Below are 22,697 nucleotides of genomic sequence, written 5' to 3' on the forward strand. Positions count from 1 at the left end.
CTCATATGAACAATGGACCGTCAAAACCATGACGATCCATTGCTTTTTCATTTAGTATTCCCAGGTGTAAAATTCTTATCCATTTAAGGATGCCTGTACCACCGGGCGGAGCCGTCCTGCGATCATAATAGCCAGAACGCAAAGCATCAGGTCTGGAAGCATGGTCGGCAGGCAGTACACGCCGAAGATCACGCTAAGCGCTGTCGGAGTCTGGGAGGATAACAGGTGTGTGATCATATAAAAATAGAGGATTCCCATTCCGTAGTATACAGCATAACCTGCCAGGCTAACCCAAAACCAGGAAATAACTTTGGATGGATGAAGCTTTTCACTAAGGAAGCCCATCACCCACGCTGCAATGGCAAAGCCAAGCAGAAACCCGAAGGTCGGCCGCAAAAGATAAGCCGGGCCGCCGCCACGGGCAAAGATGGGGAAGCCGATCAGTCCGGTGATCAGGTACGTAGCTACGCTCCGGGAAGCCCGCCTCGATCCAAGCAGCAGTCCTGCCAGCAATACGAACAGCCACTGCAGGGTAAAATTCATGGTATCTACGCCAACCGGAATCACAATTTTCATAAATGCACCAATCGCGATCAGCGCGGCAAACAGGCCGCTGACTGCCGCATCCATCGTCAGGCTGCGGGATGTACTCCGTGATGTCCCGCCATCCACCGCACTGCGATGGCGTTTTGTAATCATGTTGTCTCTCATTCTTTTCTCTTATTCCTTTTTCTTCTTTTATTTCCTAAGGAAATATCCATAAACCATTATAGCGTGCATCACGAGAATATACAAGAATACTTATTTTATTTCCTTCGCTGAAAAAGTAAAGGTCCGGATCTCTGTTTTCCGGTTTATGATCCCCGGCATCCAGATCATCAGATGTGCCTTAAAATCCAGGGTATCAGCTGCCTCTACGAATGGTTCTTCCCGAGGACCACAGACTGGATTCCTTTTTCTGCCAGAACCTTCTGCCCTTCCAGCGCCGCTTCATGGCGATCCCATACTTGGTGTCCCGCTCCTGCCCAAAGCTCCGGTCCGGATAAGCGGATGCAACTGTCTTTAGCTTTTCTGCCAGAAGGTCGACCGTCTTTGCGTGGGATTTCCGGTGCAGAAGCCTTGCCACATGCTTCGCCATCCATTTGCCCGGGTGTTTACGGTATCTCTCCAGTGCACGCTGCAATGAGTGATCGCCTGCTTCTTTTGCAAGCTCCATCATAACTTCCCATGCCTCTTCTGCCAGTACCCAGCCATCTTCCCGGTCCGGGAGATACTGTGGTGGAACAGACGGATAACAGGTAAAATTCAAAGGTGGGAACTTCGCAAGCCAGGCCAGCTTCTGTTCTTCCTCATTACAGCAGTCCTCGCCCATATATTCGTATTTATCCCACAAAATGGCAATGCGGTATTCTAACTGCCGCAGATATTCATAACCCTTCACCCAGAAATGGCCAATCTGCCCGTAATCGTACAGATGATATTCCGACTCCAGCTTCTCAAAAAACAGGGTGAAGACATTGTGTCCCTGGTGGACCACCAGCGCGGAGCGCTCTTCCCTGCGGTCCAGATGAGTTTCCAGTTCTCCCTCATATTCTGCAAGATAGTCTCCGGTGATCCGCGCGTTCCGGAATGCCAGAAAACATTCCACCGCATCGTTCATCAGGTAAACCAGGCGGATATCCTGCGGTGTGTGAAACTCATCTTTCCCCTTCAGGAGTTCAAACTGATTCTGCTGGATCAGAATCTCCAGCATCCGGTATGCGTTCATGTTATTCCTGCTCTCCTTCGTTTGCTTCTTCCATATTGATGTCTGGCTCTGCCGGCGTTATGTCTGCCTCATCTGTATAGTGGATGCGCAAAACTGCCTGGGACCAGTTCAGATTGACATGCGGCGTTTTTCCGCGTTCTTTTCCTGCTTCCTGGATCTGTTCCAGCAAGTCCTCCAGAACCTGTTTGGTCAGATAACCACCCCGCCAGTGAAAGGTCAAGAGTTTTCCCTTCTTTGCCGCCTGCAGTGCCCGTTTTTTTACATCCTCCAGTCTGGTAAACGACAACTTCTTTTCCTTATAATAGAAATGATCGCTGTTGCTGCAGGCTGGTGCAGGCGCGATCAGCGGCTCATGGTCCCGGAAGATGGCTTTATCGTCCAGATTGAAATAATCGTAGCGGATTTCCTCCCCAGTCACACTGCATTTTCCCAGACTGTTGTCAAACGTGGCATCCAGATGATAATACACGCCGTCGATGCGGACAATGTTCCAGGTATGGCGGTATTTGATGCCTTTTTCCGGATTATTGCCGCAAATTGCGATCATACACCAGATCCCAAGGGCATCGCAAAGGATCTTTACTGCTTTGGCGATTCCCTCACAGACTCCTACCCCCTGTCCAAGCGGACCAATGATCTCATGGGAATAAGCCTTTTTTAACTTGTCATAGCGGATATTCTCGCAGATAAAATCGTGAATATATTTTTCCTTTTCCCATTCGGAAAGCGTCTTTGCCGGGCGGACCAGCTTTTCTACCCGTGCCGTCATGGCCTTCTGGTGTTCGCGGATCTTGCCCTTGTCAAACAGATACTCCGGCTTCATAATGAGATTCGGGGAATCCTGGTAATGCAGGAAATGAAACCCGGATGCCCAGAAAAGCTCCGGGTGATCCATCCTGAGCAGCAAAAATACTTCCGAGAGCTCCTTTGCCTCCAAAAGGGGCAGCTGGAAGCTGTCTGAAAGTTCTGTAAGCCCAGCAAGCATACTCCGGTAAGCTGCCTGGCGGGGTTTTGTCATATGATCATAATAATAGGTTACAACCATCTTGTTTCTACTTCTTTCTGCAAATAAATTTCGCCCAACACGCTCTAATCATATAGGATTATAACATTCTTTCTTATTTTCTGCATCGGATTTTTCCCAGAATTCATTTATCTTCTCCGAAATGTCAAATCATTGCAGACAAATATTCTCCATGTTTCCCCGGAGCACCACTACCCGCTTGGCACAGTTACAACCGCCAGACGGCGCCAGGAACTGCTTTCCTGGGTTTCGGAAACCTCGGACCGTCCGGAGTGTGGTCTCCTCGCTCGATGCCTCCGATCTGAGCGTAGGAAACCTTCATAGATCCGAAGGAGATCGCACTGGCCATTGTTTTTCTCGCATCCGAAAAAGCCTGCGGAATCAACGGCATTGTCATGTTTGTGGATGGCGGTACCGATGCGCTTTTAAATACGGAAAAAGTTTACTAAAGGGGGATAAGACAGATGCTGCCAATTGAAAAGTATATTGATGCCATAGAAAATAAAGATTACGAGGGACTGGGAAATCTGTTTACCAAAGACGGGCACATCCTCAGACTGACGGTGCGCCCTAAGTAATCAGCAAAATTCAGCTCTTGCCTTTAGATCAGCTTCTCCAAGTGCTTGCGTACTACGGTAAAATGCTTCTTCAGCGCCTTCGCTCCCGCTGCCTCATCTCGGATTTTCAGCGCCTCGTAAATATCCCAGTGCGCTTTTCTTAAAACTGCCGCACGGCGCCGGTCAGAAAGGATCGAGGTTCTTAAATCCTTCACAAACAGCTTTAGCAGATCCTCCATCTGATCCACATAAAAGATCATGAGCTGGTTGTGGGACATTTCCATTAAGATCTTATGAAATTCCAGATCCAGGGCTGCGCTTTCCTGGGCGCTCATAGGCTGGTCCATTTTCTCCAGGACCTCATGCATCCGCTCCAGTTCCTCCGCACCTGCATCCTCCATGGCTGCCGCAAGTGCTGTCTGCTCAAACCCGCAGCGCATCTCAAAGACCTCTGTATAGTCGATGTGCTGCAGTACCATGGTCAGCGACATCAGCCTTGTCATATATTCCTTTGTGTTGCAGCGGATATAGTTTCCGCTTCCCTGAATGCACTCGATCAGCCCCATCATCTCGAGAACATGAAGTGCTTCTCTCGCTGAATTGCGGCTGACCTTCAGGGTTTCCGACAAAGCCCGCTCTGTCGGGATCTTATCATTCAGGCGGAGATTGCCTGAGGTAATCTCCGCCGTAAAATAATCAAATACTCGTTCGTATGCTTTCTGGTTGTTTCTTTCTTCCACGTAAAGTCAGTCCTCCTACAGACGATAGCAGACCTTTCCTGGATTTAAGATCATCTTCGGGTCAAATACGCGCTTGATGCCTTCCATAAGTGCCATGTTGGTTTCACCGACAGAGTCGATCAGGTATTTGATCTTGCCGGAACCGATACCGTGCTCGCCGGATACCAGACCGCCGCAGTTGGTTGCTTCTTTGTAGATGATCTCAAAGAATTTGTCAACGCGGGACTTGAATTCTTCCTCCTCCAGGTCATTGGAGCACTGGTAGATATGAAGGTTTCCGTCGCCTGCGTGACCAAAGGATTTGATGGTCAGGCCACACTCTTCGCCGGTCTTGTTCACAAAATCCAGGTAATCTGCGATTTTATTGACCGGAACTACAACGTCACACTCATCTAACAGCTTTGTCTCATGCATGATTGCTTCCAGGAAGGAAGAACGTGCTGCCCATGCGTCTTTGATCTTGGCCGGGGTATCTGCAACGAGAACATCCATAGCACCGGCATCCAGAACCAGCTCAGCCATCTGCTCTAACATATTGTCCAGCTCATCCTGGCTTCCTGCATCCAGGGTAACCAGAAGGTAGGCACCGATCTGCTGGCCCTCTAACTCCTGCGGGAATACGCTGCGGCCAATGTAGCGCTCGGAGCTTAACACGATCTCACGCTCCATGAATTCGATTGCCTGTGGGTTTAAACCAGACATCTTGATCTTCGGAACCGCAGAAAGTGCAGTGTTTAAGTCTTCGAACGGAATGATCAGGGATGCTACTACCTTCGGAGCCGGAATGATCTTTAAGGTCAGCTCTGTGATGATACCAAGGGTTCCCTCGGAGCCGATCATTAAGTTTAACAGGGAATAACCGGAAGAGGTCTTGGAAACGGTTGCACCCAGATGGGTAATCTCACCAGTCGGAAGAACCACGGTCATGGCACGTACATAATCACGGGTTGCTCCATACTTTACGGCTCTCATGCCACCTGCATTGGTGGATACGTTACCTCCTACACATGCGAACTTTTCGCCCGGATCCGCGGGTACATCATACCCTTGCTTAAGCAGTCATTGGCCAGATCGTTCAACAGCACGCCGCTCTCGATTTCGACTACGAAGTTCTCCATATCGTAGTTTAAGATCCGGTTCATTTTGGAAGTGTCCATCAAAACTCCGCCAAGTAACGGAACTGCGCCGCCTGCCAGACCGGTACCTGCGCCTCTTGGCGTAACCGGAATGGTGTTCTCATAACAGATTTTCATGACTGCGGCAACTTCCTCGGTAGAAGTCGGCTGTACAACCAGATCCGGCATATGGGTGCCGTAGATCGGCATCTCATCTCTTGCGAAATCTACGTTGATGTCGTCTCCCACGAGAACATGATCGGACACTGCCTGAATCTGGGCGATAATTTCCGGAGTCAGCTGATTATATTTTTCCATTGTAATTCCTCCTCATATTATAATGTAAGCCTCACCAATAATCAAATCGAACGAACGTTATTTTCTGTTTTTGATCTCCTCGATCAGAAGCGGAAGGATCTCTTTGACATCTCCCACGATTCCTACATCTGCGATATCAAAGATGGATGCTGCCTCATCCTTGTTGATTGCTACAATGTATTTGGATCCCATGATTCCGGATACATGCTGCATAGCTCCGGATACGCCGCAGGCAATGTAAAGTTTTGGCGCAACGATCTTACCGGACTGGCCGACCTGATGTGCACGGGATGCCCAGCCCTCTTCGATTGCCGGACGGGATGCACCAACAACACCGCCAAGCAGGGAAGCCAACTCTTCTACCAGCTTGAAGCCTTCTGCATCGCCCATGCCGCGGCCGCCGGTTACGATGACATCGGCACCTTCCAGGTCAACTGCCTCTACGATCTCTTTTGCTGCGTCTACGATCTTAGCCTTTACTGCCTCCGATACGCCTGCTTCTTTTTCTTTTACGCTGCCTTCTGCTGCTTCCGGTTTTGCAAAGCTGCCGCTGCGGACAGTTGCAAACTGAATGCTGCCTGCCACGCTCATGCGCTCCAGAACCGTGCCGCCGTAAGCCGGACGTACAAACTCCACACCTGCACCGGACTTCTCAATGACGGTTACATCGGTAACACAGCCTGCGTTAAAGCGCTGTGCCAGACGCGGTGCAAGGTCCTTTCCAAGCTGGCTTCCAGAAAACAGCACCAATTCCGGCTGAGTCTCTTTGATATAACCCTCCAGTGCTGCTGCCTGTGCATCCTCTGATGTATCAGCGGTCTTTAATACTACAACCTCTGCACCGTACTCTGCAGCCTTTTTCGCTGCCTCAGTATCTTCTACTGCTACTGCAGATGCCTCGCCCAGTCCGTTTGCTGCGGACAGAAGCTCCAGGCTGCCCTGCAGAGGGGTTCCTTCTTTTGCTTCGATATATACCAGTACCTTCATGTTCGGTCTCCTCCTTACAATGCCTTATCCTGCAGCATTTTTTCCATTGCCTTGCGGACAGCTTCTGCTGCTTCTTTTTCCTTGATGCGGACGCCTGCGCTTCTCTTCGGCGGCTCGCTGTAGCCCTTTAAGGATACCAGGGCTTCTACCTTGGAAACCTCTGCATCTGCTGCAGTAAATACCGGGACAACGGCTTTTCTTGCTGCCAGCTTTGCCTTGATGTTTGGATAACGCGGATCGTATGCTGGCTTTGCAATGGTAAATACTGCCGGCTGTGCCACACTATAGCGGATGTAGCCTTCCTCGGTCTCCTGCTTTGCAATAAGACTGTCATCCTGCGGTTCTACCTCGATCACGCTGGATACAAAGCCGGTTCCAAGGAGTTCAGCAAGACGCGCGCCTACCTGGCCGCTGATTTCGTCGGTGGATTCCTTACCGCAGAGGATCATGCCGTAAGGCTGGCCGTTTTCTGCTTCGCATTTCTTTACTACTTTTGCAAGATACGCTGCTACTGCGCCTTCATCCGCTCCGGCAAATACCTCATCTTTGAATAAGTATGCTTTCTTTGCTCCAACTGCCAGGAGATTCTTCATCATGCTGGTGCAGTCCTCGGTTCCGATTGCTGCCACGGTAACCTCACCGCCATTCGCCTCGGTGTAACGGGCTGCGAGCTCCAGTGCATAGGTATCAAATGCGTTTGTCACCTTTTCTACATCTTTTGTTGCCGGTGTTCCAGCGCTGTCTAAGTGGATCTCCACGCTGTCATCCGGAACCTGTTTTACAAATACCAGAATATCCATAAGATTTTATATCCTCCTTATTCCTCTCTTGCTATCTTTTTTCGCATTCCGGGAAACTTTTTTATTTCCCGGAACGCGCAGACTTTCTTATTTTATTTACCGATCACGGTTCTTCCTACTACCATACGCTGGATCTCGTTCGTTCCCTCGAAGATCTGGAAGATCTTTGCATCACGCATCAGCTTCTCTACCGGGTACTCACGGCTGTAACCGTAACCACCAAGGATCTGGACTGCATCGATCGCAGTCTGCATTACAGAATCACCTGCAAAGCACTTTGCTGCTGCGGATTCTTTGCTGAACGGAAGTCCCATATCAGCCAGACGGATGGAATGTGCGATCAGCTGTCTGGATGCCTCGGTACGGATCTCCATGTCTGCGATCTTGAACTGGATCGCCTGGTTCTTGCAGATCGGCTTGCCAAACTGTACGCGCTGTTTGGAATAAGCAACAGCCTCATCGATACATCTCTGTGCAACACCGACACCGATAACTGCACACCAGGTACGTGCCAGATCCAGAGTCTTCATTGCGGTAATGAAACCGGTTCCTTCTTCACCAAGACGGTTCTCAGCCGGGATGCGGACATCCTCCAGAAGTACATCACTGGTGGTTGAGCAGCGGATACCCATTTTGTTCTCATGGTTTCCTACACTCAGGCCAGGAGTTCCCTTGTATACAAGGAAGGCTGAAATACCTTTTGTCCCCTGATCCTTGGCAGTCATAGCGGTAACTACAAAGAAATCAGCTACGCTTGCGTTGGTGATAAAGCACTTTCTTCCATTTAATACATATTCATCGCCCTCGCGGACTGCGGTAGTCTTTCCTGCACCTGCATCACATCCGGCATTCGGCTCAGTCAGGGCAAAGGAACCAAAGCCACCATTAATGATGATATCGCAGCATTTCTTTTTCTGCTCTTCATTTCCTGCTAAGAGCACCGGCTTTAATGCCAGGCCGTTTCCGTTTAAGGTAACTGCCACACCGGCATCGGCCCATGCGATCTGCTCCACGATAGCTGCCTGGTCCATATGATCCAGACCAAGTCCGCCGTACTCCTCCGGAACATCCATCATATGAAGCTGCATCTCAATAGCCTGATCGTAAATCTCCTTCGGCCACTCACCGGAAATATCGTATTCCTTTACCTGTTCCTTCACTTCGTTAATGCAGAAATCGCGGACATCCTTTAAAAGCTCCTTGCCATCTTCAGAAATAATGTAACTCATATCAATGATCCTCCCTTTCAGAAATAAGTTGTCATGAAAATCTGTATTTTAAGTTTCATAAATACCTTAGTAACTCCATGCTGAGGGATCAGATCCCCATCAGCACGCCTGCGTAGCAGATGATACCAGCCAGCACGCTAAACAATGCAAAGTATTTAAACACTGCACCGAGGATCTTACTCTCGGATCCTACTGCTCCGATCGCGCCAGCACCGATCGCAATACTCTGCGGGCAGACCATCTTGCCGATTCCGGCTCCGCATACGTTCGCCGCTGCCATCCAGGACGGGTCAAAGCCAAGCGATGCTGCAGTCTGGCTCTGAAGTCCGCCAAACAGTACACAGGTCGATGTTCCCGAGCCGGTTACAAACGCCCCGACTGCACCGATCAGCGGTGCAATGCACGGATACGCACTTCCCGCAACTGCCACCAGAAGGTTTGCAATATCGGAGATCATACCGCTATAGCTCATGATCTTCGCGGTTGCCATGACCGAGCAGATCGTAACGATCGTCTTCCAGTACTTTTTCAGTGTCTCCACCAGAACCTCTGCCATGGTACCAAACGTTGCTCCCTGTACCAGGCCTCCGGTCACTGCCGCAATGAAGATGATCACACCCGGTGTATTGATCCAGCTAAAGGAAAGCTTTCCGGCATTTTCTCCATTGTAAACTTGCACGGAGGTTTTGATCCCGGCGATCGCATTGTGGACCGGCGGGCACAGGTTTGAGGTTGCCATCAGTAAAATGAAGATCAGAACGAATGGGCACCAGGCTTTAAAGCCCTCTCCAATGGTAAAGCTGTGATTCTTTTCATCCGCTGCAACTTCGATGCAATACTCCGGATCTGCTTCCCGGTTCAATACCCTGGATGCCAGAACAATGCATACCATGGAGCAGATCGAACCGATGATGTCCGGAAGCTCCGGTCCAATGAAGCAGGCGGCTGCATACCATGGGATCAGGTAAGATAACGCTGCAACCAGGATCATCGGAACCATTCCTTTGAGAGCCTTGATGCTTCTTGCCCCGATCACAACCAGAAGGAACGGAGAAAGGAAAGCCAGAATACACTGGAGCATTGCCACATGGGTGGACAGTGCCATTGTTTCCACTCCTGCTACGGAAACCAGGGTTACCGTCGGAACTCCGACAGAACCAAAGGCGGTCGGCGTCGAGTTTACGACCAGGCAGCCAACAACTGCTCCGATCGGTCAACCCCGATACCCGCCAGCATGGAGGCCGGAATTGCAACTGCGGTTCCGAATCCAGCCATACCTTCCATAAAGTTTCCAAATCCCCAGCCGATCAGAAGAAGTAACACTCGCTTGTCTCTGGAAACACTTGCTAACATCTTCTTAATATCTTCCATCGCGCCGGTCTTTAAGATCAGGTTATAGGTAAATAACGCTGCGATGATAACCAGACAGATTGGCCAGAGTGCATTCAGCACACCCTCCAGTGCCGCTGTTACCATTCCGGAAACCGGAAATTTCCAACAGGCTATAGACAAGACTGCGGTTAAGATCCAGGCGATCACACAGGCTTTGTGTCCCGGCATCTTCAAGATACTCAGCGCAACAACCAGCCACAGGATCGGAATCATGGCCAACAGAAACATCAAAAACATAGAAACACCTCCCAAATTTGCTAAATCAATATCAGCACTTACCCCTTTGCATTTTTTGATTTCTTTCGGAAATCCTTGTTACGTTTTTATGTCCCGCGGTCATTTTTGATAATCAGATTATATTCAGAGTGCTATTTTTGTTCAATATGTAACTTTTACAATTTTTTTTTGCTGTTTTTGGGCGTAATTTTCTTAACAAAGTATGATTGGTTGACCCACTTTAAAGGAATAGAATTGGAACAGTCAATTCATCAAAACATGCAGAAATCTTGACATTTCCATGCAAACATGTCGATATATACATATCATTTTACCTGTTTTTTCTGCCTCAAGCCTTCCTCAACAACTCTTATTCCGTTACCAATTTAACAACCACCTTTTTTCCGCTTTAGAATTTTCTATCATTTTTTGTCTTGTCGACAAGTACACAAGATTTTTGCACGGTTTTTTCCCCCTGTTTCGAGCATATTTTCATAGGTAAAAATGACGAATTTTTCAATTTGTACTCCTGTCTTTGTAACATGGCAGCATCCTGACACCTTCTAAAGAAATAAAAAAATGGCTGTTATGAAATGGATCAGCCAAAGCAATTCCATTCACAACAACCACTTTTTTATAATTCACGTAAGATCAATTCTGTAATTCCCTCATTCGCTCCCATGGTAATGCGCTTCACCTTCGGCTTGCGCCCGTAGCTGAACTCTTCACGGATCGCGCTGCGAATCCGGGTGCCGCCGTTATAGCCATGGATCACACGGATCTTATATACGGCATTTCCAGCCTGCTCGACCTTTTTCTGGACAGCTGCAACCGCTTCCTCCGTGCGCATCCCGTGTACATCAAATTCTATGATCGGACTGTTTATCATCTTGTTTTCTGCTCCTTGCGTTCCTTTTTATTTTCATACATGTGCTGGTCGGCCCGGGCTTTCGCATCGCAGATGCTTTCTTTCTCCAGAAGTTCTGCACTTCCATAGGAAACTCCCGGAAGAATCGTCACAATCTTTCTGCGTTTTTCCATAACCCAGTAAAATTTTTCCTTGCAGAGTTCTTCTTTTTCCACCTGCCACAAAAGCACACAAAATTCGTCACCGCCAATCCGGTAACAGTTTCCATAACGGCTATATGCTTTTTTCAGACACCCTGCAATCTCCCTGAGGCACCGGTCACCCGCCAAATGCCCATAGGTATCATTGATATTCTTGAAATCATCTACATCGAACACGATCAGCATCTTATCCTCTGCACGCAGGTTCAAGGTACGGTTCAGATAGCTTTTCTGGCTTAGCAGTCCGGTCAGGCCATCCAGCTGGTTCCACATTTCATTGCAGTACAGGAAAAAGAGCACTGCGATCAAGGTAACGCACAGCCATGTGATATGGACTGACGGAATCAGAACCTGTACCAGTGTTCCAACCGCAAGAAATCCGGCAAGTGCGTAGACCAATTTTCTTCCACGGTTCTGAAAGTTCTGCGCCATCTCCAGTGTATTGAATAAAAGATAGGCAATCCCCGCATAATGCATCAGCATATACACGCGGAATCCAGCTTCCCTGGAATAATGGTTTGCGGCATCCACCGAAAAGACCAGTCCTTTCGAAAACAAAGAAACCGTCAATACCACAAAATAGAATACTTCGATACCGATCGCAACACGGAGGCTTCCTTTCATGTGTTCAGACCTCTCCATCGTATAAACCAGACAGAGCGGCACCGCCGGAGTCAAGCCAAATCCAAGATAATTGGAAAGGATATTGACTGCGCGGAGCCAGACTGGTCCATCGTCCACCAAAACAGAGATCATCTCAAGGATTGAGATGCCTCCGATCAGAATGAAGGTAAAAAGAAATCCTCTTGTCTGTTTTGGATTCAAGGTCTCGCTCAGCTGCACTAATACACACATGAACACCAAAACAAAAAGATTAATGGCAGTTAAAATAAAAAAGTATAAGTCTGTCATGTTTATTCTCCAGAAGTAGCAGTACGTTCCATTCCTGCAGGATATCTCAACTATTTACTGCTCAAATCTGCCTTTCATTTTCACTTCCTGTTTCCACACAGCCACTTTACCGCGTGCAAACAGACTGTCAATGTTCAGGTCATTATCTAATACCAAAAGGTCGGCATCTGCGCCTTCTGCCACGCAGCCTTTCTTTCCTTCCTGTCCCAGTAAGACAGCCGGAGTGCTGGTTAAGAGCTTTAAGGCCTGCTCAAGCGGCATGCCCTCTCTTACCAGGATCTGGATGGTACGGTGCAGATATTTGGGAGATGCGTAGGTTAAGCCGATGCACTCGCCCTCTTCATTGAAGCGCGGCTGGCTTCCGAATGCGTCACTGGATAAGGTTACATGATCCAGATTTACGCCGTCGCGGTGTAAAAGCTCATAAAGCTTCATGGTATCCTCTTCGACTTCGACATCATCTGCGCCTGCGGTGCAGTCAATGTAGCCGCCACGTCTTACCAGCTCAGCACCTGCATCGATCAGGCCCGGATTGCGCAAGATGTGGGTCGGAAGCAGATTCTTTGCCGGTACATCGGAATGATCCAGTACATAGAAAATTGGATCCAGCTTTCCGTCCCCGTCACCCATATGCATGGTGACAAGCCCCGGCGTATTGCTAAGTAAACCCGCTCTGCGTGCTGCAGTTGCCAGGGCGATCAGCTCTTCGCCACCCGGATTGGAGCTTCTGTGATCGGATACTGCTACCTTTACACCGATCATCGGCGGAACCAGAATGATGTCGCGCTCCACGCTGCCGGTCAAGGTGGTCGGCGGATAGCCGTAGGAGCTGGTCAGGGTGTAGACAGTCATGCCCTCTTCAGTCAGGGCGCGGGCCTTTGCAACCAGGTTTTCCACGCTGCGGGTTACGCCATCGGTTCCGAGCAGTCCGACTACCGTGGTGATTCCGTTCTTGAAAAATTCGCTGAGCTGAGATTCCGGCACACGGGAAGCCGGTCCCTGCTCACCGCCGCCTCCGGTGATGTGTACGTGCATATCAATGTAAGCCGGTGCAAGGATTTTTCCTTCCAGGTCATAGGTTTCCACTCCCGGAAACCCCTCATAACCTTCGATCGTATCCTGCATCAGAAGAACCTTCTCTCCTTCGATCAAAAGATCCTTTTTGCCCAGTTTTTCTGGTGCGTAAACTTCTGCATTTTTCAGTAACTTGATCATAATGTCTGCTCTCCTTTAAAACTCTTAGTTCGTTTCAAATGTTCCCTTTACCAGTGCTTTTCCATGCTCTACCATTTTTCTGCCCCGCGCAAACACGGTATCAACCAAAAACTCCTCATCCAAAAACAGGATATCCGCGTCGCTTCCCGGGCGGATACAGCCTTTTTTCGGGTACAGACCATTGGCTCTAGCCGGATTGGCCCCGCAGATCTTCATAGGACGCAGTCAGCATATAGGCACTGATTCCTTCTGTTTCCAGACCACGCACCTTTGCAAGCAGCGGTTCCGGGTGACGCCCGGTTCCATCGGTTCCAAGAACTCCGATCACATGAACATGCTGGTCTACATAACCCGGAATCACCGTTTTCCCTTCTGCAGAAACAACTTCCACCGGAACAGGAAGTTCCGGTGGATCGATATGCTCTGGACATACCATTTAGTTCTCCTTTTTCTCCTCATTCTCCAGCTTTGCGATACCAAAACCGGTGAAGCCCCAGATGATTGCAAAGATCCAGCCGGTATAGCACAGGATTGCCCACGGGAGATAATCCAGTGTCTCTACACCCAGGGTGGATGCCATGTAAGCACCTGCTGCGGACCACGGGATCAGCGGTACGACTACAGTACCAGCATCCTCCAGGGTACGGGACAGGTTCTTGGCTGCCAGTCCGCGCTCTTTGTAAGCGTCACGGAACATCTCGCCCGGGATCAGGATAGAAAGGTAAGAGTTACCGGTTGTCAGTGCCATAGTGATACATGCTGCAACGGTTGCAGTAATCAGCGCACCAGTGCTCTTTGCCACGCTTAAGATCTTCTGAAGCACAACATCCAGGCAGCCTGCCTTACTCATGATACCTGCAAAGCAGAATGCGCAGAATACCAGAAGTGTGGTGCTCATAATGCCGTTCATACCGCCGCGGTTTAACAGCTTGGTTACTGCCTCAGAGCAAGTCTCTGTGTCGAAGCCTGCGCGGTGGATCATGGATACGTTAAAACCGTTTACGGTTGCTTTCAGCACATCGCCTAATTCCACGTGCTGAATGAAGATTCCCTCAACACCTGCTACGAAAGTAGAAAGAAGCATAACCGGAATGGTTGGTTTCTGAAGCAGGGAACCGCCCAGAACGATCAGTACCGGAATGATGACCAGCAGATTCCAGCTATACATGGAAGAAAGCTGATCCAGTAAGGTGGTAACCGTATCAGAGGTAATATCTGCAGTTACATTTGCATTCATACCGGCAATGGCATATACCACCAGGGAAACAATGGTTGCCGGTACGGTGGTGTAGAACATATGTCCGATATGCTCGTACAAGGTGCTTCCTGCCGCGATCGGAGCCAGGTTTGTGGTATCGGACAGCGGAGACATCTTATCGCCGAAGTAGGAACCTGCAATACATGCACCTGCAGTTGCCGGAAGGGAAACGCCAAGGGCACTTGCAATTCCCATGAGTGCAACACCCATGGTCGCAACGGAACCCCAGGAGGTACCGGTAACAACGGATACCACTGCCTCGATCAGAAATGCGGTAACCAGCATGAATTTCGGGTTTACGATCTGTACGCCGTAATAAATCATAAGCGGAATGGTTCCGGCTGCCATCCATGTGCCGACCATGGCACCAACGCAAACCAGGATCAGGATTGCAGGCATGCCTTTTGCGATCTTGGTGCAGATCTCATCCATCATCTCGTCCCAGGTCACACCAACGCGGAATGCAATGAATGCCGCGATCGCTGCTACCATGATCAGAAGCGGCTCTGTGCTGTAGCCAAATACGCCCTTTCCGATCGTTAAGATCAGAAGCAATTTCTTTTTGCTTTCTAACTTTCTTTTTCCCGTTCTTCCAGAAGCCGGCTGATCTTGGAGACAAACAGGTCAAACGCTACGTCGTTTTTACCACTGTTGATGACAACATCAGCCTTGGAACGGGTCGGCTCTACATAGAGATAATGCATCGGTTTTACTGTGGTCAGATACTGCTCAATGATTCCATTCAGATCACGGCCACGCTCCGATACGTCTCTGGAAATGCGGCGCAGGATACGCTCATCCGCATCGGCTTCCACGTAAACCTTGATGTCGAGAAGGCTTCTTAAGCGCTCATCAGCCAGAAGCAGAATTCCCTCTACGATAATGATCGGCTTCGGGTCGATCCGGACTGTTTCGTTGGAACGGTTATGCTGGCTGTAATCATATACAGGGCTCTCGATCGATCTTCCTGCCTTTAACTCCTTTAAGTGTTCGATCAAAAGATCGGTCTCCAGAGAATCCGGATGATCATAATTTACCTTCACACGTGTCTCGAACGGAACTCCGTCCTGGCAGCGGTAATAGTTATCGTGGTACAAAACCGCCACATCGTCCCCAAAATAGCTCTTGATTCTGTTTGTAAAGGTAGATTTACCTGAGCCGGATCCACCGGCAATTCCGATTATGATGCTCTCCATGTTCTTTTCCCTTCCGTATCGTTTATTTCTGAACCGGTTTGATTCCAAATTCCTCCGGCATAAAGCGCGGGCAGATGTTTTCCGAAGTAGTAATGACCGTAGAAGCCAGACGTGTGCCAATACTGCAGGCTTCTGCCATGGTCTTTCCATAGGTGAGACCCATGCAGACTCCGGCAAAAAATGCATCACCGGCTCCGGTCGTATCGACAACATCGACCTTCAGTGCCGGAACAAAGCCGCGGTTTCCGTGGCTGTCCGCGTAGACTGCGCCCTCTCCGCCCATGGTCACAACCATGCGGGAAATCCGTGCGGACTTGATACGGTCTGCCAGAATATCTGCCATTTCCTGCGGAGTCTTGTTCTCATAATCTTCCGAAAACAGAATGCCTGCCTCCTGCTGGTTGCAGACAAAACAGGAGGTCTTTCTTAAGAAATCACGGCGCTCTACTGCGATCGTCATGTTGGACACCAGGGCATATACATCTTTGTTATATTTTTCAGCATACTGGAAGATTTTTTTCATGATATCCTTATCCAGATCGATCTCTACCGCAATGCTGTCTGCATCTTTGAAGATTTCATCGCCCTGCTCGTCTAAAATATTCCCAATCGGTGTAAGGTCCGGCCGTTTGGAAACCGATGCCACCACATCTCCCTCATGGTCAAATACAGCCAGCCAGGTTCCCATGCCATCCGGAAGTTTCCGGATATACTTGGTGTTTACTTTATGGCGGTCCAGTTTGCGGATGATATCCTCTCCCATCGAGTTGTCATCCACCAGGCTGACAAAGGTTGGCTTCAATTCTACATTCGCAATATCCTCTGCTACATTTCTGGATACCCCACCATGGTTCTGTACGATGATACCGGCATTTCGTCCGGATGGGATATACGGGGATGTGGAATACCCCTTAAGGTCCATAAATACAGCACCGATCACTACAATTCCCATCTTTTTGTTTCTCACTTTCCCTTTATTTGATACTATACCACTGCTTACGCGCTGCGCAGACAGCAGATATCTTGATTTCGATTTTACATCAATTTAATACTTAATTATAACCAGGAAGACCTGTGGTTGTAAATCCCTTTTGCACATTCTGTCGAAAAATGTTGTATGGCAAAGAAACCATCTCCCTGCAAACCAAGCATTCTGTGCCTCTTTTAGAAATCAAACAGCGACAGCTGGTTGCTCTCCGGCAGATCTCCTAAAAGTCCCAGATCGTTCATCAGGTCGCAGATCGTCTTACTGACCTTGGTACGGTTTCTGAAATCCTCGCGCGATAAGAACGGACCATCCTTCGCCGCGTAAACCACACCCTCCGCTGCATTCAGGCCCAGACCTGCGATGCTGCTTAAAGATGGCATCAGCTTTCCGTCGATCACCTGGAAACGGTCTGCCTGGGCACGGTAAATGTCGATTGGCATAAAATCAAAGCCACGCGCATACATTTCCTGGACGATACGCATATCGCGCAGGGTATCCTGCTCGGCCTTTGAGAGCGAGTCCGCTCTCTTTTTAAAGTCCGCCAGATGGTATTCCAGCTTATCACGTCCCAGACACATCAGCTCATAAGAAAATCCGTTCGCGCGGATACTGAAAAATGCCGCATAGTAAGCCAGCGGATAGAAAACCTTACAGTACGCCACACGCCATGCCATCATAACGTAGGCCGCCGCATGGGCCTTCGGGAACATGTACTTGATCTTTAAGCAGGAGTCGATGTACCACTGCGGAACATCGTGCTTTTTCATTTCTTCGATCCACTCCGGTTTCAGTCCCTTACCCTTTCGCACGCTCTCCATGATGGTGAAGGAGAGTCCCTCCTCCAGTCCCATCTGGATCAGATACACCATGATATCATCTCGGCAGCAGATTGCTGTCTGAATGGTGGCTTGCCCGCTTAAGATGAGGTCCTTCGCGTTGCCCAGCCATACATCGGTACCATGTGCCAGTCCGGCAATGCGGACCAGGTCAGAAAAATATTTCGGCTGCGCGTCAAGTAACATCTGCATCGCAAAGTCCGTACCAAACTCCGGGATTCCAAGCGCACCAAGCTTACAGCCGCCGATGTCGTCCGGCGTGATGCCTAAAGCAGAGGTGTTCTGGAACAGGGACATGACCTCCGGAGAATCCAGCGGAATATCTTTTACCGGGTCCAGGCCGGTTAAATCCTGCAGCATACGGATCATGGTCGGGTCCTGATGTCCTAAAATATCAAGCTTTAGCAGGTTATGGTCGATCGAATGGTAATCGAAATGTGTGGTCACCGTGGAGGTCGTCATATCGTTTGCCGGGCGCTGGACCGGGGTAAAGGAATAGATTTCCTCCCCGATCGGCAGTACGACAATACCGCCCGGATGCTGGCCGGTCGTCCGGCGTACACCGACGCAGCCCTGCACAATGCGGTCGATCTCGCAGTTTCGCTTATGGATACCGCGCTCCTCGTAATAGCGCTTTACAAAACCAAACGCAGTCTTATCTGCAAGCGTACCGATGGTCCCTGCACGGAAGGTCTGGCCTTTTCCGAAGATAACCTCGGTATAATCATGCGCCTTACTCTGGTACTCACCCGAGAAGTTTAAATCGATATCCGGCTCCTTATCGCCCTTAAATCCCAGGAAAGTCTCGAACGGGATATCAAAGCCCTGTTTTGTCATCATGGTGCCGCACTTCGGGCAGCGCATATCCGGCATATCACAGCCGGCCATACCGGAGAATTTCTTTACATCCGCAGAGTCAAAATCCGAATAATGGCATTTCGGGCACAGGTAATGCGGGCTTAGCGAATTTACTTCTGTGATACCTGCCATGTTCGCCACGAAGGAAGAACCTACGGAACCACGGGAGCCAACCAGATAGCCATCCTCATTCGACTTCCATACCAGCTTCTGTGCGATGATATACATCACGGCGAAACCATTGGAAATGATGGAGTTCAGCTCCTTTTCCAGACGCGCTGATACGATCTGCGGCAGGTCTTCCCCATACATCTCATGGGCCTGGTCGTAACAGATCTTACGCAAAGTCTCATCGGAATTTTCAATGACCGGCGGGCACTTATCCGGGCGCACCGGCGAGATCTTCTCACACATGTCCGCGATCATGCGGGTGTTGGTAATGACAACCTCTTCTGCCTTATCCGGGCCGAGGTATTCAAATTCCTTCAGCATCTCCTCTGTCGTTCTTAAATACAGCGGAGCCTGCTGGTCGGCATCGGTAAAGCCCTGTCCGGCCATCAGGATACGGCGGTAAACCTCATCCTCCGGATTTAAGAAATGCACGTCACAGGTGCCGCAGACCGGCTTTCCAAGCGTTTCACCAAGCTTTATAATGCGGCGGTTTAAATCTTTTAAGTCTTCTTCAGTCTTGACCGGACTCTTTTCATCGCGCAGCATAAATGCGTTGTTTCCAAGCGGCTGGATCTCCAGGAAATCGTAAAAATTCGCGATCTTGACAATATCCGCCTCCGGAAGTCCGCGAAGCAGTGCCTGGTACAGTTCTCCCGCCTCACAGGCAGAGCCGATGAGCAGGCCTTCCCGGTACTGGCTCAGCACACTCTTTGGAATACGCGGACGCTTTGCGAAATAATCGATATGGGACCAGGACACCAGACGGTATAAGTTGATACGGCCCACCTCATTTTTTGCAATGATGATGATGTGGTTGGTCGGCAGCTTCTTGATCATGTCCGCGCTGAGCGTACTCATGCGGTTTAACTGCTCCAGATCCTCTATGCCGCGTTCCTTTAACATCTCAATGAATTTTACAAAAATTTCTGCGGTACAGCCTGCATCATCGACTGCCCGGTGATGATTCTCCAAAGAAATATTCAAAGCCTTTGCGACGGTATCCAGCTTAAAACGATTTAAATTCGGCAAGAGATGTCTTGCAAGCGCCACCGTGTCCAGGACCGTCGGGTCAAACGGCAGACCGAGCAGCATGGCATTCTGGGCGATAAAGCTCACATCGAAGGATGCATTGTGCGCCACCAGGCTGCAGCCCTCGCAGAATTCCAGAAACTGCGGCAGGATCACGTCGATTTTCGGTGCCGGGAGGACCATGTTGTCGTTGATGCCCGTCAGCTGCTCAATCTCAAACGGGATCGGCACATCCGGGTTGACAAAGGTACTGAACTTATCGGTGATCACGCCCTTTTCTACCTTCACCGCACCGATCTCGATGATCTTATTTTTCTCCGGGCTAAAGCCGGTGGTCTCGATATCGAACACCACAAAGGAGTCCGCAAAGGTCTGGCCCCTGGCGTTTTCTACCAGCTCCTTCATATCGTCAACCAGGTAGCCTTCCACACCGTAGAGCATCTTAAACGGATCGTTTTTATCCAGCGCATGGCTGGCCTCCGTGAAGGCCTGCACGCAGCCATGGTCAGTCACTGCCAGCGCTCCATTCCCCACTCCTTGGCTTTTTTGATGATGCTCGCCACATCGGACACACCATCCATATCGCTCATCTTGGTATGGCAATGCAGCTCCACGCGCTTCACCGGACTGTGGTCCATACGTTTGCTGGTGAAATCTTCTGCTTTCTTAATACCGCGCACAGAACCGATCGTCAGTTCGCCGTCAAACCGGTCGATCGTTGTCATGCCGCGCAGACGGATGAAGGTCCCGGCTTGATCGCCGCATTTAGATCTTCCAGCGTATCTTCATTCGCAAAGACTTTTACGGTAATGGTATCGGTAAAATCCGTAATGTGGAAAATGATAATGGTCTTTCCGCTGCGCAGCTCCCTGCTGTCCTTATCCAGGATCTTGCCGCGGATAGTAACCTCCCCCATCTCTCCTTCGATCTTTTCAATCTCCGTAAAGTCATCCTCGAAATCACGGCCGAATAAGACATCCGGGTTATCGGACTTCTTGCGGTAGCCGCCGGAGCTCCAGTCATTCTTCTTAAAGTCTTTCTTGCCGGAGCGCAGCTGTCCCGGACGTGCTTCCCCACCGGAGAAGCCTCCGTTCTTGCCGCCATTTGCTCCGTTTGCCGCAGCCGCTTTTCCGGCACCGGCCTGTCCGTTTTTGCCATTCTGGCCGTTCGCTCCCGGATTGCTTCCGGCCTGGTTCTTTCCGGCACTTCCATTCTGTCCCGCTGCGCCATGTGCTCCTGCACCGGCTGCTCCGTTTCCATGTCCGCTGTGTCCAAAGTCACCGGCTCCTGCCGGGAGTGCTTCCCCGTCGGTTCCGGTTGCCGCATTCAGTCCAAGCACCGCAGCGACCTTCGCCGTCATGCGCTCTGCCTCCTGCTTCGCCTGCAGCTCCCGCTCAATGGAAGCCTTGGCACGAGTGGGCTCAACATACTCGTATTCAATCTCCACAGGCAGTCCGCAGCGCTCGTGAAAAACCTTTTCCAGCACCCGCTTCAGCTCACCGGCCTTATCGCGGTTGACCATGGTATCTTCCACCGTCATATGAAGAAGATCCGGCTTTGGGAAGGTACATGCTCCTTTCCGGAAGATCGAATACTCTACAATACTATATTCCTTCAGCTCTGCGAGCAGGCTATCTTTGTATGCCGTTAACAGTTTTTCCGGCGTATACTGCTCAGACAGCGTATATTTCTCAAAAATACGGATCTGGATCTGCTTTCCCGGGAAAAGCTGGTCCCGGATACCTTTTTCCAGGGACCAGATATTTCGTTTATCGATCAGTCTGGGACTTACGATATAGACACGAAGAGAGCTTCTATCCCTGGTGAGGGACACGCGGTCCACATTTACCAGGGTTAAAAGCTCCTGCATCTGGTCTGTCATATGTAAGCCCGGAAATACTTCCAAAAATGGTTTCATGTATTATAACTTCCCCTGTTCCTTCGCAAGTGCCGCAAGCTCAGCGTGAAGCGCAGAAAGCAGCTCATTCTCCGGCAGCTTGCGGATCACTTCGCCCTTGCGGATCAGAAGTCCCTCCCCGCAGCCACCTGCAATGCCAAGATCTGCCTCTTTTGCTTCGCCCGGTCCATTGACAACACAGCCCATAACTGCTACCTTCACGTCAAGCTGGTCAAACTCGGTTACCATATTTTCTACCTGGTTTGCCAGACCGATCAGGTCGATCTTCGTTCTTCCGCAAGTCGGACAGGAAACAACCTCCACGCCACCCTTCCGGAGTCCCAGGGTTTTTAAGATCAGCTTCGCGGATTTGATCTCTTCGACCGGATCGCCGGTTAAGGAAACACGGATGGTGTCTCCGATTCCCTCATGAAGAATAATGCCAAGTCCCACTGCAGACTTGATATTTCCGGAAGTCAGCGTACCGGATTCGGTAATGCCGACATGCAGCGGGTAATCCGTCTTTTTGCTGATGATCTCATGTGCCTTTACGCACATCAGAACATCGGAGGATTTGATGCTGATGACAAGATTGTCGTACCCCATCTGCTCGATCATGGCAACCTTCTCCAGGGCGCTCTCAACAATGCCCTCCGCTGTCACGCCGCCGTACTTTTCAATGAGCGGCTTTTCCAGGGAACCGCTGTTTACGCCGACGCGGATCGGCACCCCGTATTCCTTCGCCTTATCCACAACTGCCTGCACGCGTTCCCGGCTTCCGATGTTTCCCGGATTGATGCGGATCTTGTCTGCGCCGCACTCCATGGCTGCAATGGCAAGACGGTAATCAAAATGGATGTCTGCCACCAGCGGAATATGGATCTGGCGTTTGATTGCCTTTAAGCTTTCTGCTGCCTCCATGGTCGGCACTGCCACACGGATGATATCACAGCCCGCCTGCTCCAGCTTTAAGATCTGTGCCACGGTTGCCGCTGCATCCTCCGTTTTGGTGTTGCACATTGACTGAATCAGGATCGGATTGCCTCCTCCGATCTTCCGGTTTCCGATCTGGATCTCCTTTGTCATTTTGCGTTCCATTTGCAATTCCCCTTTTCGTTTCTAT

At 50.0% G+C, this 22,697-nt stretch carries 17 protein-coding genes and 3 pseudogenes; 1 reads left to right on the top strand and 19 read right to left on the bottom strand.

Annotated features, from left to right (window positions below):
• Positions 1-75: 75 nt before the first annotated feature.
• The 3 genes from DXA97_RS08005 to DXA97_RS08015 form a co-directional block, all read right to left on the bottom strand.
• Positions 76-711, bottom strand: a complete 636-nt coding sequence (locus DXA97_RS08005; protein WP_347561503.1) for a biotin transporter BioY — start codon at positions 709-711, stop codon at positions 76-78.
• Positions 712-904: 193 nt separating this feature from the next.
• Positions 905-1,768, bottom strand: coding sequence for a DUF3878 family protein (locus DXA97_RS08010; RefSeq protein WP_118719346.1), 864 nt, complete (start codon positions 1,766-1,768; stop codon positions 905-907).
• 1 nt (position 1,769) lies between these two features.
• Positions 1,770-2,813 (bottom strand): transglutaminase domain-containing protein, encoded by a 1,044-nt coding sequence (locus DXA97_RS08015; RefSeq protein ID WP_118719348.1) that lies wholly within the window; start codon positions 2,811-2,813, stop codon positions 1,770-1,772.
• Between the two features lie 299 nt (positions 2,814-3,112).
• On the opposite strand from DXA97_RS08015, the gene DXA97_RS08020 reads away from it, so the two are divergent.
• Positions 3,113-3,241, top strand: coding sequence for an SDR family oxidoreductase (locus DXA97_RS08020; protein ID WP_118719405.1), 129 nt, complete (start codon positions 3,113-3,115; stop codon positions 3,239-3,241).
• 152 nt (positions 3,242-3,393) lie between these two features.
• Here the strand turns inward: DXA97_RS08020 and DXA97_RS08025 are convergent, their stop codons facing one another.
• From DXA97_RS08025 to ispG, 16 genes and pseudogenes are all read right to left on the bottom strand, one after another.
• Positions 3,394-4,089: an FCD domain-containing protein gene (locus DXA97_RS08025; RefSeq protein ID WP_118719350.1), complete on the bottom strand. Its 696-nt coding sequence runs from the start codon at positions 4,087-4,089 to the stop codon at positions 3,394-3,396.
• A 15-nt stretch (positions 4,090-4,104) separates the two neighbouring features.
• A pseudogene (locus DXA97_RS08030) lies at positions 4,105-5,522 on the bottom strand (FAD-binding oxidoreductase).
• Between the two features lie 57 nt (positions 5,523-5,579).
• Complete coding sequence (locus DXA97_RS08035; RefSeq protein WP_118719352.1) at positions 5,580-6,509, bottom strand: electron transfer flavoprotein subunit alpha/FixB family protein; 930 nt, start codon at positions 6,507-6,509, stop codon at positions 5,580-5,582.
• Positions 6,510-6,523: 14 nt separating this feature from the next.
• Positions 6,524-7,309, bottom strand: a complete 786-nt coding sequence (locus tag DXA97_RS08040; protein ID WP_118719354.1) for an electron transfer flavoprotein subunit beta/FixA family protein — start codon at positions 7,307-7,309, stop codon at positions 6,524-6,526.
• Positions 7,310-7,401: 92 nt separating this feature from the next.
• Complete coding sequence (locus tag DXA97_RS08045) at positions 7,402-8,538, bottom strand: acyl-CoA dehydrogenase family protein (RefSeq protein WP_118719356.1); 1,137 nt, start codon at positions 8,536-8,538, stop codon at positions 7,402-7,404.
• Between the two features lie 88 nt (positions 8,539-8,626).
• Positions 8,627-10,167, bottom strand: a pseudogene (locus DXA97_RS08050) (L-lactate permease).
• A 613-nt stretch (positions 10,168-10,780) separates the two neighbouring features.
• Positions 10,781-11,035 (bottom strand): Smr/MutS family protein, encoded by a 255-nt coding sequence (locus DXA97_RS08055; protein ID WP_182436833.1) that lies wholly within the window; start codon positions 11,033-11,035, stop codon positions 10,781-10,783.
• Positions 11,032-12,126, bottom strand: coding sequence for a GGDEF domain-containing protein (locus DXA97_RS08060; protein ID WP_243107589.1), 1,095 nt, complete (start codon positions 12,124-12,126; stop codon positions 11,032-11,034). Before DXA97_RS08060 ends, DXA97_RS08055 begins: the two co-directional genes overlap by 4 nt.
• Positions 12,127-12,180: 54 nt before the next feature.
• Entirely contained in the window at positions 12,181-13,341 is a 1,161-nt protein-coding gene (gene iadA, locus DXA97_RS08065; protein ID WP_118719358.1) for a beta-aspartyl-peptidase, read from the bottom strand.
• 24 nt (positions 13,342-13,365) lie between these two features.
• Positions 13,366-13,557 carry an amidohydrolase family protein gene (locus DXA97_RS08070; protein WP_118719360.1) on the bottom strand — a complete coding sequence of 64 codons (192 nt, stop codon included), beginning with the start codon at positions 13,555-13,557 and terminating at the stop codon, positions 13,366-13,368.
• Positions 13,529-13,777 (bottom strand): hypothetical protein, encoded by a 249-nt coding sequence (locus DXA97_RS22005; RefSeq protein WP_182436834.1) that lies wholly within the window; start codon positions 13,775-13,777, stop codon positions 13,529-13,531. Before DXA97_RS22005 ends, DXA97_RS08070 begins: the two co-directional genes overlap by 29 nt.
• Positions 13,778-15,154 carry a Na+/H+ antiporter NhaC gene (nhaC, locus tag DXA97_RS08080; RefSeq protein WP_118719362.1) on the bottom strand — a complete coding sequence of 459 codons (1,377 nt, stop codon included), beginning with the start codon at positions 15,152-15,154 and terminating at the stop codon, positions 13,778-13,780. It lies immediately after the preceding gene.
• Positions 15,155-15,168: 14 nt separating this feature from the next.
• Positions 15,169-15,795, bottom strand: a complete 627-nt coding sequence (udk, locus tag DXA97_RS08085) for a uridine kinase (protein WP_118540433.1) — start codon at positions 15,793-15,795, stop codon at positions 15,169-15,171.
• Between the two features lie 22 nt (positions 15,796-15,817).
• Positions 15,818-16,747 carry a PfkB family carbohydrate kinase gene (locus DXA97_RS08090; protein WP_118719364.1) on the bottom strand — a complete coding sequence of 310 codons (930 nt, stop codon included), beginning with the start codon at positions 16,745-16,747 and terminating at the stop codon, positions 15,818-15,820.
• 212 nt (positions 16,748-16,959) lie between these two features.
• A pseudogene (locus DXA97_RS08095) lies at positions 16,960-21,595 on the bottom strand (PolC-type DNA polymerase III).
• A gap of 3 nt (positions 21,596-21,598) precedes the next feature.
• Positions 21,599-22,672: a flavodoxin-dependent (E)-4-hydroxy-3-methylbut-2-enyl-diphosphate synthase gene (ispG, locus tag DXA97_RS08100; protein WP_118719366.1), complete on the bottom strand. Its 1,074-nt coding sequence runs from the start codon at positions 22,670-22,672 to the stop codon at positions 21,599-21,601.
• Positions 22,673-22,697 lie beyond the last annotated feature (25 nt).

This window comes from Clostridium sp. OF09-36 (assembly GCF_003481985.1).
GTDB lineage: Bacteria > Bacillota > Clostridia > Lachnospirales > Lachnospiraceae > Brotaphodocola.

What these genes read in the sequence shown, in the direction of transcription:
- DXA97_RS08035 (WP_118719352.1), bottom strand. Translation starts at nt 6,509, where the DNA reads ATGAAGGTACTGGTATATATCGAAGCAAAAGAAGGAACCCCTCTGCAG.
- iadA (WP_118719358.1), bottom strand. Translation starts at nt 13,341, where the DNA reads ATGATCAAGTTACTGAAAAATGCAGAAGTTTACGCACCAGAAAAACTG.
- DXA97_RS08005 (WP_347561503.1), bottom strand. Translation starts at nt 711, where the DNA reads ATGAGAGACAACATGATTACAAAACGCCATCGCAGTGCGGTGGATGGC.
- DXA97_RS08040 (WP_118719354.1), bottom strand. Translation starts at nt 7,309, where the DNA reads ATGGATATTCTGGTATTTGTAAAACAGGTTCCGGATGACAGCGTGGAG.
- DXA97_RS08070 (WP_118719360.1), bottom strand. Translation starts at nt 13,557, where the DNA reads ATGAAGATCTGCGGGGCCAATCCGGCTAGAGCCAATGGTCTGTACCCG.
- DXA97_RS08045 (WP_118719356.1), bottom strand. Translation starts at nt 8,538, where the DNA reads ATGAGTTACATTATTTCTGAAGATGGCAAGGAGCTTTTAAAGGATGTC.
- DXA97_RS08010 (WP_118719346.1), bottom strand. Translation starts at nt 1,768, where the DNA reads ATGAACGCATACCGGATGCTGGAGATTCTGATCCAGCAGAATCAGTTT.
- udk (WP_118540433.1), bottom strand. Translation starts at nt 15,795, where the DNA reads ATGGAGAGCATCATAATCGGAATTGCCGGTGGATCCGGCTCAGGTAAA.
- ispG (WP_118719366.1), bottom strand. Translation starts at nt 22,672, where the DNA reads ATGGAACGCAAAATGACAAAGGAGATCCAGATCGGAAACCGGAAGATC.
- DXA97_RS08090 (WP_118719364.1), bottom strand. Translation starts at nt 16,747, where the DNA reads ATGGGAATTGTAGTGATCGGTGCTGTATTTATGGACCTTAAGGGGTAT.
- DXA97_RS08055 (WP_182436833.1), bottom strand. Translation starts at nt 11,035, where the DNA reads ATGATAAACAGTCCGATCATAGAATTTGATGTACACGGGATGCGCACG.
- DXA97_RS08060 (WP_243107589.1), bottom strand. Translation starts at nt 12,126, where the DNA reads ATGACAGACTTATACTTTTTTATTTTAACTGCCATTAATCTTTTTGTT.
- DXA97_RS22005 (WP_182436834.1), bottom strand. Translation starts at nt 13,777, where the DNA reads ATGGTATGTCCAGAGCATATCGATCCACCGGAACTTCCTGTTCCGGTG.
- DXA97_RS08015 (WP_118719348.1), bottom strand. Translation starts at nt 2,813, where the DNA reads ATGGTTGTAACCTATTATTATGATCATATGACAAAACCCCGCCAGGCA.